The sequence below is a fragment of the Mucilaginibacter sp. KACC 22063 genome (assembly GCF_028736115.1).
GTDB lineage: Bacteria > Bacteroidota > Bacteroidia > Sphingobacteriales > Sphingobacteriaceae > Mucilaginibacter.
This window is the reverse complement of the sequence record NZ_CP117877.1, coordinates 123,546-137,757: the sequence shown is the minus strand read 5'-3', so window position 1 is coordinate 137,757 and position 14,212 is coordinate 123,546. Positions and strand designations below refer to the sequence as shown.

General features: G+C 42.1%; 12 protein-coding genes. 6 read left to right on the top strand and 6 right to left on the bottom strand.

Annotation, left to right across the window (positions count from 1 at the left end):
* Nucleotides 1-9: 9 nt before the first annotated feature.
* The gene (gene carB, locus PQ461_RS00620; protein WP_274207680.1) at nucleotides 10-2,829 is read right to left on the bottom strand and encodes a carbamoyl-phosphate synthase large subunit; all 2,820 of its coding nucleotides are present in this window, start codon (nucleotides 2,827-2,829) and stop codon (nucleotides 10-12) included.
* 313 nt (nucleotides 2,830-3,142) lie between these two features.
* On the opposite strand from carB, the gene PQ461_RS00615 reads away from it, so the two are divergent.
* Nucleotides 3,143-3,667, top strand: a complete 525-nt coding sequence (locus PQ461_RS00615; protein ID WP_274207679.1) for a hypothetical protein — start codon at nucleotides 3,143-3,145, stop codon at nucleotides 3,665-3,667.
* 11 nt (nucleotides 3,668-3,678) lie between these two features.
* Here PQ461_RS00615 and PQ461_RS00610 read toward each other — a convergent pair whose 3' ends face one another.
* The 4 genes from PQ461_RS00610 to panC are packed head-to-tail and all read right to left on the bottom strand — an operon-like array spanning nucleotide 3,679 to nucleotide 6,495.
* A complete protein-coding gene (locus PQ461_RS00610; protein ID WP_274207678.1) occupies nucleotides 3,679-4,188 on the bottom strand; it encodes a hypothetical protein in 510 nt (169 codons plus the stop codon).
* A 41-nt stretch (nucleotides 4,189-4,229) separates the two neighbouring features.
* Nucleotides 4,230-5,234, bottom strand: coding sequence for an energy transducer TonB (locus PQ461_RS00605; RefSeq protein ID WP_274207677.1), 1,005 nt, complete (start codon nucleotides 5,232-5,234; stop codon nucleotides 4,230-4,232).
* A gap of 27 nt (nucleotides 5,235-5,261) precedes the next feature.
* The gene (gene panD, locus PQ461_RS00600) at nucleotides 5,262-5,612 is read right to left on the bottom strand and encodes an aspartate 1-decarboxylase (RefSeq protein ID WP_274207676.1); all 351 of its coding nucleotides are present in this window, start codon (nucleotides 5,610-5,612) and stop codon (nucleotides 5,262-5,264) included.
* 46 nt (nucleotides 5,613-5,658) lie between these two features.
* Nucleotides 5,659-6,495: a pantoate--beta-alanine ligase gene (panC, locus tag PQ461_RS00595; RefSeq protein WP_274207675.1), complete on the bottom strand. Its 837-nt coding sequence runs from the start codon at nucleotides 6,493-6,495 to the stop codon at nucleotides 5,659-5,661.
* Between the two features lie 154 nt (nucleotides 6,496-6,649).
* Here panC and PQ461_RS00590 point away from each other — a divergent pair, with 154 nt between their 5' ends.
* The 5 genes from PQ461_RS00590 to PQ461_RS00570 all read left to right on the top strand — a co-directional run bounded on the left by PQ461_RS00590 (nucleotide 6,650) and on the right by PQ461_RS00570 (nucleotide 13,470).
* Nucleotides 6,650-7,474, top strand: coding sequence for a glycogen/starch synthase (locus PQ461_RS00590; protein WP_274207674.1), 825 nt, complete (start codon nucleotides 6,650-6,652; stop codon nucleotides 7,472-7,474).
* Nucleotides 7,475-7,490: 16 nt separating this feature from the next.
* Nucleotides 7,491-8,900 (top strand): DUF4270 family protein, encoded by a 1,410-nt coding sequence (locus tag PQ461_RS00585; RefSeq protein WP_274207673.1) that lies wholly within the window; start codon nucleotides 7,491-7,493, stop codon nucleotides 8,898-8,900.
* A gap of 92 nt (nucleotides 8,901-8,992) precedes the next feature.
* Entirely contained in the window at nucleotides 8,993-10,831 is a 1,839-nt protein-coding gene (glmS, locus tag PQ461_RS00580; protein WP_274207672.1) for a glutamine--fructose-6-phosphate transaminase (isomerizing), read from the top strand.
* 390 nt (nucleotides 10,832-11,221) lie between these two features.
* A complete protein-coding gene (locus tag PQ461_RS00575) occupies nucleotides 11,222-12,004 on the top strand; it encodes a mechanosensitive ion channel family protein (protein ID WP_274207671.1) in 783 nt (260 codons plus the stop codon).
* A gap of 38 nt (nucleotides 12,005-12,042) precedes the next feature.
* Nucleotides 12,043-13,470 carry an L-serine ammonia-lyase gene (locus PQ461_RS00570; RefSeq protein WP_274303965.1) on the top strand — a complete coding sequence of 476 codons (1,428 nt, stop codon included), beginning with the start codon at nucleotides 12,043-12,045 and terminating at the stop codon, nucleotides 13,468-13,470.
* 77 nt (nucleotides 13,471-13,547) lie between these two features.
* Here the strand turns inward: PQ461_RS00570 and PQ461_RS00565 are convergent, their stop codons facing one another.
* Nucleotides 13,548-14,189: an SGNH/GDSL hydrolase family protein gene (locus tag PQ461_RS00565; RefSeq protein WP_274207670.1), complete on the bottom strand. Its 642-nt coding sequence runs from the start codon at nucleotides 14,187-14,189 to the stop codon at nucleotides 13,548-13,550.
* Nucleotides 14,190-14,212: the final 23 nt, after the last annotated feature.

Sequence of the window (14,212 nt, the reverse complement as noted above, 5' to 3'; positions counted from 1 at the left end):
ACGTTGAACTTACTTGCTCAAGTACATTGATTTTTCTTTGTATAATTTAACAAAGTATGGGTCGTGCAGATCAGGAATAAAGCGGATAGCTTCACCTGTTGATTTCATTTCTGGGCCAAGCTCTTTATTTACCTCAGGGAACTTATCAAAAGAGAACACCGGTTCTTTAATGGCATAACCCTTCAATTTACGTTCGATTGTGAAGTCTTTAAGCTTGTTAACACCCATCATTACTTTTGCAGCAATGTTTATATAAGGCACATCGTATGCTTTGGCGATGAAAGGCACCGTACGCGATGCACGAGGGTTAGCCTCAATTACATACACCTTATCATTTTTGATAGCGAATTGTATGTTTAACAAGCCGCGTACATTTAATGCCTTAGCCAGTTTAATGGTGTATTCTTCCATTTGCTGAATCACGCTTTCGCTCAGGTCGAACGGAGGTAATACAGCAGACGAGTCGCCGGAGTGGATACCCGCAGGTTCAATGTGCTCCATCATACCGATGATATGTACATCCTCACCGTCACAGATCGAGTCAGACTCGGCCTCTGCAGCACGGTCAAGGAAGTGGTCAATCAGTACACGGTTTCCCGGAAGGTTACGTAGCAGGTTAACTACGGCTTTCTCCAGGTCTTCATCGTTGATTACAATGCTCATGCCCTGTCCGCCTAATACATAACTTGGGCGAACAAGCACCGGGTAACCAACTTCGTGTGCTACTTCAATTGCTTCTTCAGCACTTTCGGCAACACCATATTTAGGGTAAGGGATGCCTAAGTCTTTTAGCAAGTCAGAGAAACGGCCACGGTCTTCGGCAATATCCATGCTATCGAACGAAGTTCCGATGATCTTAATGCCATGCTCATGCAGCTTTTCTGCCATTTTAAGGGCAGTCTGGCCACCTAATTGAACGATAACACCTTCAGGTTTTTCAAGTTCGATAATCTCACGTACATGTTCCCAGAAGATTGGCTCGAAGTATAACTTATCGGCCATGTTAAAGTCGGTCGATACGGTTTCAGGGTTACAGTTAACCATGATCGCTTCGTAACCAGCTTCTTTGGCAGCTAATAGGCCGTGTACACAGCTATAGTCAAACTCGATACCCTGGCCGATACGGTTAGGCCCTGATCCTAATACCAGGATCTTTTTCTTATCGCTAACTATAGACTCATTCTCACCTTCGTAAGTTGAGTAATAGTAAGGCGTTTGTGCCTGGAACTCTGCTGCGCAGGTATCAACCATTTTGTAAACGCGGTTGATATTTAATTCTTTACGGCGTTTGTATACATCCTCTTCGGTAGTGTTACCGCCTAAAATCCAGGCGATCTGTACGTCAGAGAAACCTTTCTGCTTTAAAGTAAAGAAGAATTCTTCAGGGATGTTGCTAACCGAGTAACGGCGTAATTCTGTTTCCAGGCTTACCAGCTCTTGTATCTGGTTCAGGAACCAGCGGTCGATTTTAGTTGCTTTACGCACCGACTCAATTGGCACACCCAGGCTCAGGGCATCATAAATGTGGAACAACCTGTCCCAACTTGGATGCTCAAGGCTTTGCATAATCTCGTCCAGGTTACGGTTCTGGCGGCCATCGGCACCTAAACCGGCCCGGCCTATTTCAAGGCTCTGGCAGGCTTTCTGTAAAGCTTCGGTAAAGCTGCGGCCAATACCCATTACCTCACCTACAGATTTCATTTGCAGGCCAAGCTCTTTATTGGCGCCTTTAAATTTATCAAAGTTCCAGCGAGGGATCTTAACGATCACATAATCTAAAGTAGGCTCAAAGTAAGCCGATGTTGTTTTGGTGATCTGGTTTTCTATTTCGTCAAGGTTGTAACCTATCGCCAGTTTAGCGGCAATTTTTGCAATCGGGTAACCTGTAGCTTTTGACGCTAATGCTGATGAACGTGATACACGCGGGTTAATCTCGATAGCAATGATTGACTCGTCAGCCGGGTTAACCGAAAACTGCACGTTACAGCCACCTGCAAAGTTACCGATGGCTCGCATCATGCGGATAGCCTGGTTACGCATCTCCTGATAGCAACGGTCGCTCAGTGTCATGGCTGGCGCCACGGTGATCGAGTCGCCGGTATGGATACCCATTGGGTCAAAGTTTTCGATAGAGCAGATGATGATTACGTTATCATTGTTGTCACGTAATAACTCCAGCTCGTATTCTTTCCAGCCTAATACCGCTTGCTCAACCAAAACCTCGTGGGTTGGCGATGCTTGTAAACCGCGGCTCAGTGCTGCATCGAAATCTTCTTTTTTATGTACGAAACCTGCACCTTTACCACCCAGGGTATAGCTTGGGCGGATAACCAGCGGAAAGCCGATCAGCTGTGCAGCTTCTTTTCCTTCTAAAAATGAATTTGCAATTTTTGATTTGGCAACGCCTACATTAATGTCGACCATCAACTGGCGGAAAGCCTCGCGGTTTTCGGTCTTTTCAATGGCATCAACGTCAACACCTACTACCTTAACATTATACTTTTGCCAGATGCCGCGTTCTTCGGCTTCTTTACAAAGGTTTAAGGCAGTTTGGCCACCCATGGTTGGCAGTACAGCGTCAATGTGCTGTTCCTGCAAAATCTGCTCAATACTTTCGCAGGTTAGGGGTAGCAGGTAAACATGGTCGCCGATAACTTTATCGGTCATGATGGTAGCCGGGTTGCTGTTGATGATAGACACCTCGATGCCTTCTTCTTTCAGCGATAAAGCTGCCTGTGATCCCGAGTAGTCAAACTCGCATGCTTGTCCGATAATAATAGGACCGGAACCAATAATTAAAACTGATTTGATGGAGGTGTCTTTTGGCATAGTTCTTTTTAAAGAGTCTTTAGCTTATAGCTTGTGGCCTGTGTTTTAAACCCATAAGTTGTTGACTTTGAGCTTTCGACTACAGACTGTAGGCTGATTAATACTATGCGCTGGAAGTAATAAACCGACTTCAGCGTTCGGGATGCAAAGATAGAAATTAATAGGTATGCTAAGGGACTTATTTTTAATTTAATATCAGCAATTTTTAATGCCTGTATTTTACAGCATTTACAACCACAATTTGACATTACAGAAACGCGCCAATTTGCGTAGGGATAGGATATTTGAATATCTTGCGCACAATTTCTGTACAATGATGAAAAAGCTAATTTACAGTGCTGTTTTAGGATTAATTTTAGCAGGCTGCGGCACGGTGCAAAAGGTAATAAAAAGCAGCTTTCCGTATACCACAACTTTAAACATCCCGACAACTGCAAAGGCGGGTATCATGGCATCATCGGTAAGCCTGGCAAGCAGCTTTGATCAAAACTTTAAGAAAGACGGCAACAATGCCAGCCGTTTAGGCAATGTACGCATGGCTTCGGCAAAAATGCAGGCATCAAACCCTTCTGATTATAACATCGGTAATATCGAATCACTAAAACTGTATATGGCTAAGCCCGATGGCAGCGGCGAAGTATTAATAGCCAGCCGCAATGATATTGGGAACAATGCGGGCAGCTCTTTAATTTTAGATATCGACAACGCTAATAACCTGAGCGAACTGGTGCGCCAGCCAAACGTACGCGTTAAAATGGTTTACAAACTGCGTAAATCCATCGACCTTGATGTGAACCTGAAAGTAAAGCTGGATTTAAAAGCTGATGCAGGGAATTAGTAATGATCATGCTAATGTAACGGCTTATACAGTGTGTTTATAATGGGCTTTAAAGTATAGGCTTCTTTATTTAACTGATGGCCATCAAAAGAATAGTAATTTTCAGATAAATAACCCGGTGCTTCAAAGCTATTTACACAGTAATCTGACTGATAAACATAAAAAACAGGAAGTATATAATAATGCGCTTTATTATCCTTTAATATTGAGTTAAGCAACTCGAACTTTAAAGACACTTTTATTTTTTCAAACTCGTCCTTAAATAATTGAGGAGCACTGTCTGACACAGACAAAGACACGACTTTTCCTCCATCACCCATTTCAATCAAAATATTTGTGTAAGTGGAAACACATGATTGTTTTAGCGCGTCCGGATATTTAAAGGTTTTAACAAAGTTTTTTTGAAAATCAAAGTCTTTTTCCTGCGCGTAAGATTTCCCAGCCAATGGGAGTAAACTAAAAACGATTAGCAGTTTAACCCAAAACTTATTGGCATCGCTTTCCTTTTGTACCTGTTGCATTTTTATATTGTGAATTTATACTAATAATATCGTGCAGGGAACTAATAGTACATCTCTACTTTAAATGTGATTGGCAAAGTATAAACGAAACTGGCCGGCTTTCCGTAAGCTGTTCCAGGTATCCAGTCGGGCATTTGCTGCACCACCCTAATAGCTTCCTGATCAATTGATGGCACTACCGAATTTATCACCTTAACATCCTTAAGCTTTCCGTTATGCTGAATAACTATTTTAAGCAAGACAGTACCATGCTGCTTAAGTAAACGTGCTTGTTGAGGGTACCTGATATTTCTACCTAAGAATTTACCCATTTCCATTACACCACCCGGATATTCTGGCCGGATAAATCTTTTTGTATAATTTGTTGATACACCTGCCGAATCTATAGATGTGCCCGAAACTAATACTCCATTTTGATATTGTTCTGTAAAGCTAATTTTACGAGATAAATCTTTCCCTTTCACAGTACCATCAAGTTTCCCATTTTTAATGGTGTCTTGTTCTATTATCTGGTCAAAGGCACTATTATACCTTAAAAGATATCCGTTACCATTTTCAACCACCGCTTTGCCGCTGGTATCATAAGCAGATATGATTAATGAATCCTGATCTGACAGTTTTCTATAGTCCGGAGTACGGGTTTCTTTACCATCCTTAAAAACAAATTTCTTTGTGATATAGGGCTTACCGTTAGGAAAAAACTGTGTTAACTCGCCGTGCCAAAAATTACTCAGATAAGCAGCCACCATTTTTCGGTTACCGTTTTCATAAAACCATGTTGCCTGCCCAACCAGCTGCAAGGGATTAATATTTGAAGTTTTACCAGTGAATCGCAGTTGTCCCTTTTTGTAGTATTCATCTACATCATAGATGCTCGAGCCATCGTTTGGCTCAAATACAAACCGGATATAATCCGCACTGTCAACATTTTCTACAATGCTGCCGTCGTTCTTAACAAAGAAATTATAGTGTGGATTTTTAATAGGCTGTTGTGCAAAACAAATGCACACAAACAGTAATAAGGCAGGAGTAAGTATAAATTTCATAATTGCGCTAAGGTTAGCGCAACTAAATTACTTAATCAATTTGTTATCTGTATCAGGGAAAACCAAAATTGGCTCGTATTTGCGGGCCTCTTCCATTTCCATTGATGCATAAGAGATAATGATCACTATATCGCCTACCTGTGCAAGGCGCGCTGCTGCACCATTAAGGCATACAATACCGCTGCCGCGCTCGCCTTTTATCACATAAGTTTCAAAGCGTGCACCATTGTTGTTGTTAACAATCTGCACCTTTTCGTTAGGGATAATATTAGCTGCTTCTATCAGGTCTTCGTCAATAGTAATACTCCCAACATAATTTAGTTCGGCCTGTGTTACTTTAACGCGATGTATTTTTGACTTTAAAACCTCAATAATCATGGGTGCAAAGGTACTATAAACATTGTGTAAAACCGATACTCCACAATCAGCGGATTATCATATTATCTATCAGCCTTGTTTTGCCTACCTGAGCAGCCGTAAGTGCAACTAAATGAGCGCTTTCATCAGTTGCAGGCTGTAAGGTTTCGCCATCGGCAATCTCCAGATATTCGAGCGTAACGCCTTGTTGATTCCTTACCATTTCACCAGCACTATGGGTTACTTCGCTCAAATTACTGCCGTTAAAATTATCTTTAATATAAGCCAGCGCTTTGGAAAGCACCAAGGCATGGGCATGGTCATCAGCCGTCAAATGAATATTGCGCGAGCTCATGGCCAGGCCATCTGCTTCACGTTCTATAGGGCACATCACCAATTTAACCGGCAGGTTGAGCAACTGCACCATCTTATCAATTACCAGGTATTGCTGATAATCCTTTTGCCCAAAAAATGCATAATCAGGCTTTACAATATCAAACAGCTTATAAACCACCTGTGTAACGCCCTGGTAGTGCCCCGGTCTGAATTTGCCTTCCAGCAGGTGCTCCAGTTGGCCAAGGTCAATATGCCATTGCTCATTAGCGGCATACATTTCGGTTACTTCCGGATTAAACAATATATCACAATTTACCGACTCAAGTTTAGTGATATCAGCTTCAATAGGGCGGGGATAATTTTTAAGGTCGTCGGCATTTGTAAACTGGGTAGGGTTTACAAATATGCTGCAAACTGTAACGTCGCATTTTTGCTGCGCTTGCTTAATCAACGATAAATGTCCGTTATGAAGCGCACCCATAGTGGGCACAAGCCCAATGGTTTTACCGTTCTGCCGGCATTGCAATAGGTACTGCTGCAGCGCCTGTTTGGTGTTGAAAATTTTCAAGCCCGTTATTTAAAAAGTTGGCAAAGTTGTGTAATAGATTTACAAAAACCAAAACTTAGTTGCATAAATCATTGATAGTTTTTAACATAATGTGTATATTTGCAGACCCAAATTTTTGTTTGGGGCTTCGATAAAATTTTAATACTGATTAGAGATGGGTAAATCTAAGCTTCTGTTTATAACTCATGAAATGTCGCCTTTCCTCGAACTCACCAAAATTTCTGAAATAACCAGGCAGTTGCCACAAGCAATGCAGGACAAAGGATTTGAAATCCGCATCCTGATGCCACGTTTTGGAAATATTAATGAACGCAGGAACCGTCTTCATGAGGTTATACGCTTGTCGGGTATGAACATTATAATTAATGACAACGATAATCCGTTGATCATTAAAGTGGCTTCAATACCCTCGGCGCGTATGCAGGTATACTTTTTAGATAATGAAGAGTATTTTCAGCGTAAGCATGTGTTTAATGATAAGGATGGGAAGTTTTATGCAGACAATGATGAGCGCATGATTTTCTTCTGTAAAGGTGCTTTGGAAACTGTGAAAAAATTAGGCTGGTCGCCTGATATTGTACATTGCCACGGCTGGATGAGCTCTTTAGTACCGGCTTATCTTAAAAACACCTACAAAGACGATCCTACTTTTAAAAATGCAAAAATCGTTTATTCGATTTACGAAAACGGCTTTAAAGAAAAATTAGCCGACGATTTTGCACAAAAAGCAGTGATGAACGATATGAACGAATCTCATACCGAGCTTTACAAGCCAGGTAACGAAGCTGACCTGTATGCAGGTGCTGTTCATTACAGTGATGCCGTAGTTTTAGCGAGTGAAAATATCGACGCTGATGTGTTAAATAATGTTAAAAAGAGCCAAAAACCGGTTCTTGAATTTGAATCTACTTCAGATTTCGAAAATTATTACAATTTTTACGACGAAATTACTAATGATGAATTAGTAAACGTTGCTTAAAGATTTAAGATTATATATGAAATTTTTCCGATTAGACTTATTGACCCTGTTAATAAGTCTTTTTCTTTTAAATAGTTGTAAAAACGAAGATACGCTTGGCCTGGCTATTGATCCAACCCAGCAAATCAGCGGTACCTTAGTGGATACAGCTACCTTAGTAACTACCACTGCTTTAGAAGACAGCGTTGTTACCTCATCTATTAGCAACACGCCGTTTGCTTATTTTAAAGACCCTGTGTTTGGACAGTCTGAAGCTAACATTGCTACAGCGCTAAACCTTCCGACCACATACACTGCACCTACCGGTACAGTAACTATCGACTCGGCTGTTGTTGTATTGCGCTATGCCAATAAGTTTTACGGCGATTCGCTTACATCAAAATATAAGGCTAATATTTATCAGCTTACAGAGCGCCCTAATGCCGGTTTAACTTATTATAATACCAAAGCGTGGTCGCATCAGTCTGCACTATTAGGCTCGGCTACTTTTAATGCGCGCAGCAACACACGCTTTAAAATAACTGATATTGTAAGCGGCAAACCCGATACACTTAAAAGTGTACCAGCACAGATCCGTGTTAAAATTGACCCTTCATTTATACAGGCCAATCTTTTTAATGCATCAAGCACAGTTACAGGTAACGTAAACTTATTTCAGGAAGCCACAAAAGGACTATACATTACCCTGGATAAAAACCAAACTGGTAACGGCGGCAGAATGTACCTTCAGCTCGACTCGAGCAGTGTTGATGTTTATTATCGCAATACAACTACATCAGCAATTGATACAACTGTCATATCATTACCTTTTGGCCATCATGCTGCTGAAATCAAACATACTTTCAGCACAACTGTACAAACTGCGCTTAACACCACCACTAACCAGGAAACTGTTTACCTTGATGGTTTAGCGGGTACGCGTACAAAAATCAGCTTCCCTTATCTTAAAAACTTTCTGGCAAATGCCGGTAGCGATATTGTGTTAAACCGCGCAGAATTGGTAATTACCCCATTGCCGGGTAGTGGTATACCATTTAATCCACTGGGCCAGCTTACACTTTACAGGTTTGATATAGCACATCAAAGGGTATTAGTACCCGATGCTGTTGGTGGTTCAGGAAGTTCTGTGCAAGACCCGCGTTTTATCGACCTGACCTCATTCGGCGGTTATTATTCAAGCACCTTAAAAGAATATCATTTTGTAATTACAGGTTACATATCTGACCTGATGCGCGGTAAGTTAACTGATTATGGAACATACATTGCTCCAATAGCATATTCACCGACTGCTACCACAGCAACTATTGCAGCTACACCACAAGCCGAAGGGCGAACCGTAGCAGTAGGAGCTGTTACCAACAAAGCTTCAACCAACTACCCCTACCGGATGAAGCTCAATATTATCTACACAAAATCAAGCAAATAACAGAAATCCTCCTTGGAAAAGGGGGATTTTCTTTTTAAAGTTAAAAGGCTTTATATTAGCTTTTTTTCTGATAAATCTAAATACATCTATTTATGTGCGGAATTGTAGGATACATAGGGTATCGCGATGCATACCCTATTGTGATAAAAGGATTACACCGGCTGGAGTACCGCGGTTATGATAGCGCCGGCGTAGCCATATTCAACGAAAACAATCTTAAAGTTTATAAAAAAGCGGGTAAAGTAAGCGACCTGGAAAATTTTATTGCAGGAATTGACACAAAAAGCACCGTGGGCATGGGGCATACCCGCTGGGCAACACACGGCGCACCAAGCGACCGAAACTCGCACCCGCACTCCTCGGGCGACCGTAAGCTGACCATTATACACAATGGTATTATAGAAAACTACAGCAGTATAAAAGAGGCCTTGTTAGAAAAGGGGCATGTTTTCTCCAGCGATACAGATACCGAGGTACTTATCCATCTGATTGAAGACATCCAGAAAGAAACCGGGCTTGATCTGCACGAGTCTGTACGTGTGGCTTTAAACCGTGTGGTTGGAGCTTACGCGATCGTTATTATGAGTGCCGACGACCCAGATCAGTTAATTGCTGCACGTAAAGGCAGCCCGATGGTAATAGGTGTTGGCAAAGGCGAGTACTTTATCGCTTCTGACGCGACGCCTATTGTTGAATACACCAAAAATGTAATCTATCTCAACGATAATGAGATCGCTTACATCCGCCGTGATGACCTGCTGATAAAAACGATAGACAACACGGTACAAACCCCTTATATCCAAAAGCTGGAATTACAGTTAGAGATGCTGGAAAAAGGCGGTTACGATCACTTTATGTTAAAGGAGATCTATGAACAGCCACGCTCCATCCTTAACTGCCTTCGCGGCCGTATTTACCCTGAACAAGGGAAAGTACAATTAGGCGGTGTTAAGGAGTATACAGAGAAACTAAAAAATGTTGACCGCATTATTATTGTTGCCTGCGGTACATCCTGGCATGCAGGCCTGGTTGGCGAATATCTGATAGAGGAATATGCGCGTGTACCGGTAGAGGTTGAATATGCTTCAGAGTTCCGGTACCGCAATCCGATCATCACAGAAAAAGATCTGGTAATTGCTATATCGCAATCGGGTGAAACTGCCGATACCATGGCGGCTATCGAACTTGCGAAAGAAAAAGGCGCCACTATATTTGGTATCTGTAACGTAGTAGGCGCATCTATCCCACGTATCAGCCATGCGGGTGTTTATACACACGCAGGCCCTGAGATTGGCGTAGCGTCAACAAAAGCATTTACCGCACAGGTAACAGCGCTTACTTTAATGGCATTTTATATTGCACAGCAACGTGGCGCTATTACAGAAAGCAAGTTGATTGAACACCTTACAGAACTAAACACCATTCCTTCACTGATTGAAGAAACGCTTAAAACCAACGAGCATATCAAGCGCATTTCAGAGGAATATAAAAGCGCATCAAACTGCCTATTCTTAGGTCGTGGCAGCTCGTTCCCTGTTGCACTTGAAGGCGCACTTAAGCTAAAGGAGATTTCCTATATCCACGCCGAAGGTTACCCTGCTGCTGAAATGAAACACGGCCCGATTGCTTTGATTGACGAAGATATGCCGGTTGTTTTCATTGCTACGCAAAATTCGTCATACGAAAAAGTGATCAGCAATATACAGGAAGTACGTGCCCGCGGCGGTAATGTAATTGCTATTGTTACCGAAGGTGATGTTACTGTTAAAAACATGGTAGAGCATGTCATTGAAATACCACAGGTGTCAGAAGCATTTGTGCCATTGCTGGCTACTATACCATTGCAATTATTATCATACCATATTGCAGTAATGCGTGGTTGCAATGTAGATCAGCCTCGTAACCTGGCTAAATCTGTAACGGTAGAATAAATAAGACTTAATCTTTCTGAAGCCCCCGGTTGTTTGCTCAGCCGGGGCTTTTTGTTTTATGGGATCGCGCTTAAATTATTTAACTGGGTGTATAATTTTGCAAACAGATTTTTCGAGTGTCTGAAATAGACTACTTACATAAACGGTTCAAAACTTAACACACGCTATGCTATTGTTAAGCATTTGTTTGTTTTTTATCATTTATCTGCACAAATTTATATTTCGTAAAAGTTTTTATATCAAAGGCATATAGTTTGTTTAAGGTGGGTATATGAGAACCATTGCCCATAGAAGAAGACATTTGCAGACTAGGATTTTTGAGTGGATGGTATTAAAAGGTCCCGAGCTTTTAGCCAGTTTAATCTGATATTTCTATTTTCGTATCCTTAAATGGATATACACTTATTTTTACATCATGCCTACGAGTGGCTTTCATTAAAAGGGCCGCTATTTTTATTAGGAGCCATTGTATTTATCATTGGTTTATGGATAATTAAACTTATCCGCAATGGCTTAAAAAGACGCATGAGCAAAAGAGAGGTACATTCTTCTTTGCAGCCATTTTTCATGAGCTTATCAATCACAGCACTTTATGTTTTGCTCATTGTGCTGGTGCTACAAATCATCGACTATCCTTTAACATTCTTTACCACCATACTTGGCGCTGCTACTGTTGCTGCAGGTTTAGCGCTATCGGGCACGCTTCAAAACTTTGCAGGTGGAATACTCATTTTGCTTTTAAAGCCTTTTGAGCTGGGCGATAATATTGTGGCGCAGGGGCAGGATGGCGTTGTGGCTTCTATCCAGATATTTTATACGGTTGTAATTACTTTCGACAATAAAACGGTGATTATACCCAACGGCAAGCTGTTCAATGAGGTAATTGTAAACGTCACCCGCGAAGGCAAACGCAGGTTAGATATCGGTCTTAAATTGGGTTACGTTGCTGCACCCGAAGATGTGATCAGGATTATTGAAAATTCTATTAAATCTACACCTGATATATTACCATTACCAGAAACAGTTGGCGTTTCCGCCCTTGAACTGGATGGCATTAAGTATACCATAAGGGTATGGGTTGATCCGAAGAACTATACCAGGATCAAGCTTGGTTTACAGGCTTTAATTGTTAAAGATTTACGCGAAGCAGGCATAAAATTACCGGGCACCTGATCGCCATTTTACGCTATCAAATTGCTTAACTTTGTATGATGCAAAAAGAGCAAATCTCCGTTTTTCACATGTTTAAAATTGGTGTGGGGCCTTCCAGCTCGCACACCCTTGGCCCATGGCGCGCAGCACAGCAGTTTGTAACACTGCTTGAGGATAACCATGCGCTTGACGATGTGGTACAGGTGAAAATTCTGCTTTATGGCTCACTTGCAAAAACAGGTAAAGGCCACGGTACCGATATCGCTGTATTGCTTGGCCTAAGCGGCGATGACCCGGTTACATTTGATGTTACACAGATCAACAGCAAAATTGAGCGTATTAAAACCACGCACCAACTTCAACTGGGCAATAAAAAACAGATTAGTTTCTTTTTTGACGATGACCTGTTGTTCCTGTTTAACGAAAGCCTGCCCTTTCACCCCAATGCAGTTACCTTCCAGGCATTTTTAAGCACGGGTAAAGCTATATCAGAAACCTATTACTCTATAGGTGGTGGCTTTGTGGTAAAAGAAAACGAGCAAAGCGATGCCACAAAAGAAGTGGATCTTCCTTTCCCGGTTGATACCGCCAATGAGCTGTTGCATTGGTGCCGTAAAACAGGCCTCAAAATATCAGAGGTGGTAATGGAGAATGAGCTTGCCTGGCGCAACGAAGAAGAAACCAGATTTGGCGTGCTCGACATTTTCCGTGTCATAAAGGAATGTATTTATCGTGGCTGCCATACCATTGGTTATTTGCCGGGTGGTTTAAACGTAGCCCGTCGTGCTGCAAGCCTTAACCGCAGATTAATCGGCGACAGGGCTTATCATAATTTTGAAGAGTGGGTACAAGCTATCCGCAATACCGGCAATGGATTCCAGAATATTTTAGACTGGGTGAGCTGCTTTGCGCTTGCCGTTAATGAGGAAAACGCCTCATTTGGCAGGGTGGTAACTGCGCCAACCAACGGTGCAGCGGGGGTAATACCTGCCGTATTGCAATATTACATTGTTTTCTGCGATGGCTTTTCGGAGGAGAAGATCATTCAATTTATGTTAACAGCTTCTGAAATTGGCAGCATCTTTAAAAAAGGCGCCACTATTTCAGCAGCTATGGGCGGTTGCCAGGCAGAGATCGGCGTATCATCAGCTATGGCTGCAGCGGCGCTTACAGAATGCTTAGGCGGCTCGCAAAGGCAGTGTTTAATGGCTGCTGAAATTGCGATGGAGCATCACCTCGGCTTAACCTGCGACCCAATAGGTGGCCTTGTGCAGGTGCCTTGTATAGAACGTAATACAATGGGTGCCATTAAGGCAATAACGGCATCGCAACTGGCGCTGCAAAGTAACCCGGATAAAGCCAAAGTAAGCCTTGATGCCGTGGTACGCACTATGTGGCAAACGGCACAGGACATGAACTCGAAATACAAAGAAACTGCCGATGGCGGCCTGGCGATTAACATCCCATTAAGCTTGCCGGAATGTTAATATTTTAGAATCAAGAAACCAGAAACAAAAGTCAAGATCTTTTAAATTACGCAGTTTGCGCATTGCATATCTGCAAATTACTTCAGACTTTTAATAACCACAGGTAACAGCTTTTTTACCCATAAGCTGTACATTTTACCTGAAGGGTGCAATCCGTCTGATGCATTAAGTTCAGCATCGGTTTTTGCGTCCTTTGAAATACCGGTAATGTCTACATACTTAACACCTGCTCTTTCGCTTTCTTCCAGGTTGATGGCATTAAACAGATCGATCTGATCGCTGATCAGCTGCCTGTCGCGGCCTTCTGCAAATGGCGTAACCGACCAATCAGGAATGGATATTACAATTACATGCTTTTTGTTGCCGCCTGCAAAGTCGATAGCTGTATTTAATAGCTTAACAAACTCCTGTCGGTATTCTGTACGGCTTAACCCCCGGTATTGGTTATTAACACCAATCAGCAGCGTCACCAGGTCAAATTTTTGTTTGATATTTGCCTGGGCTATGCCATTGGCAAGTTCGCTGGTCGTCCAGCCGGTTGTTGCAATAACCTTTGGTTCGGCTACATTTACATTTTTCAGCTTCAGCTGCGCCGCCAGCTGATAAGGGTATGATTCTTTTGGCTCAACCTTTTCCCCAATAGTATAAGAATCACCAAGGGCAAGGTAAGTGATGGTTTTTGAAGTGTCGGTAACTGCCTGGTTATCGTTTGTTTCCATTGAAAATGCAGGCATAACAGCCA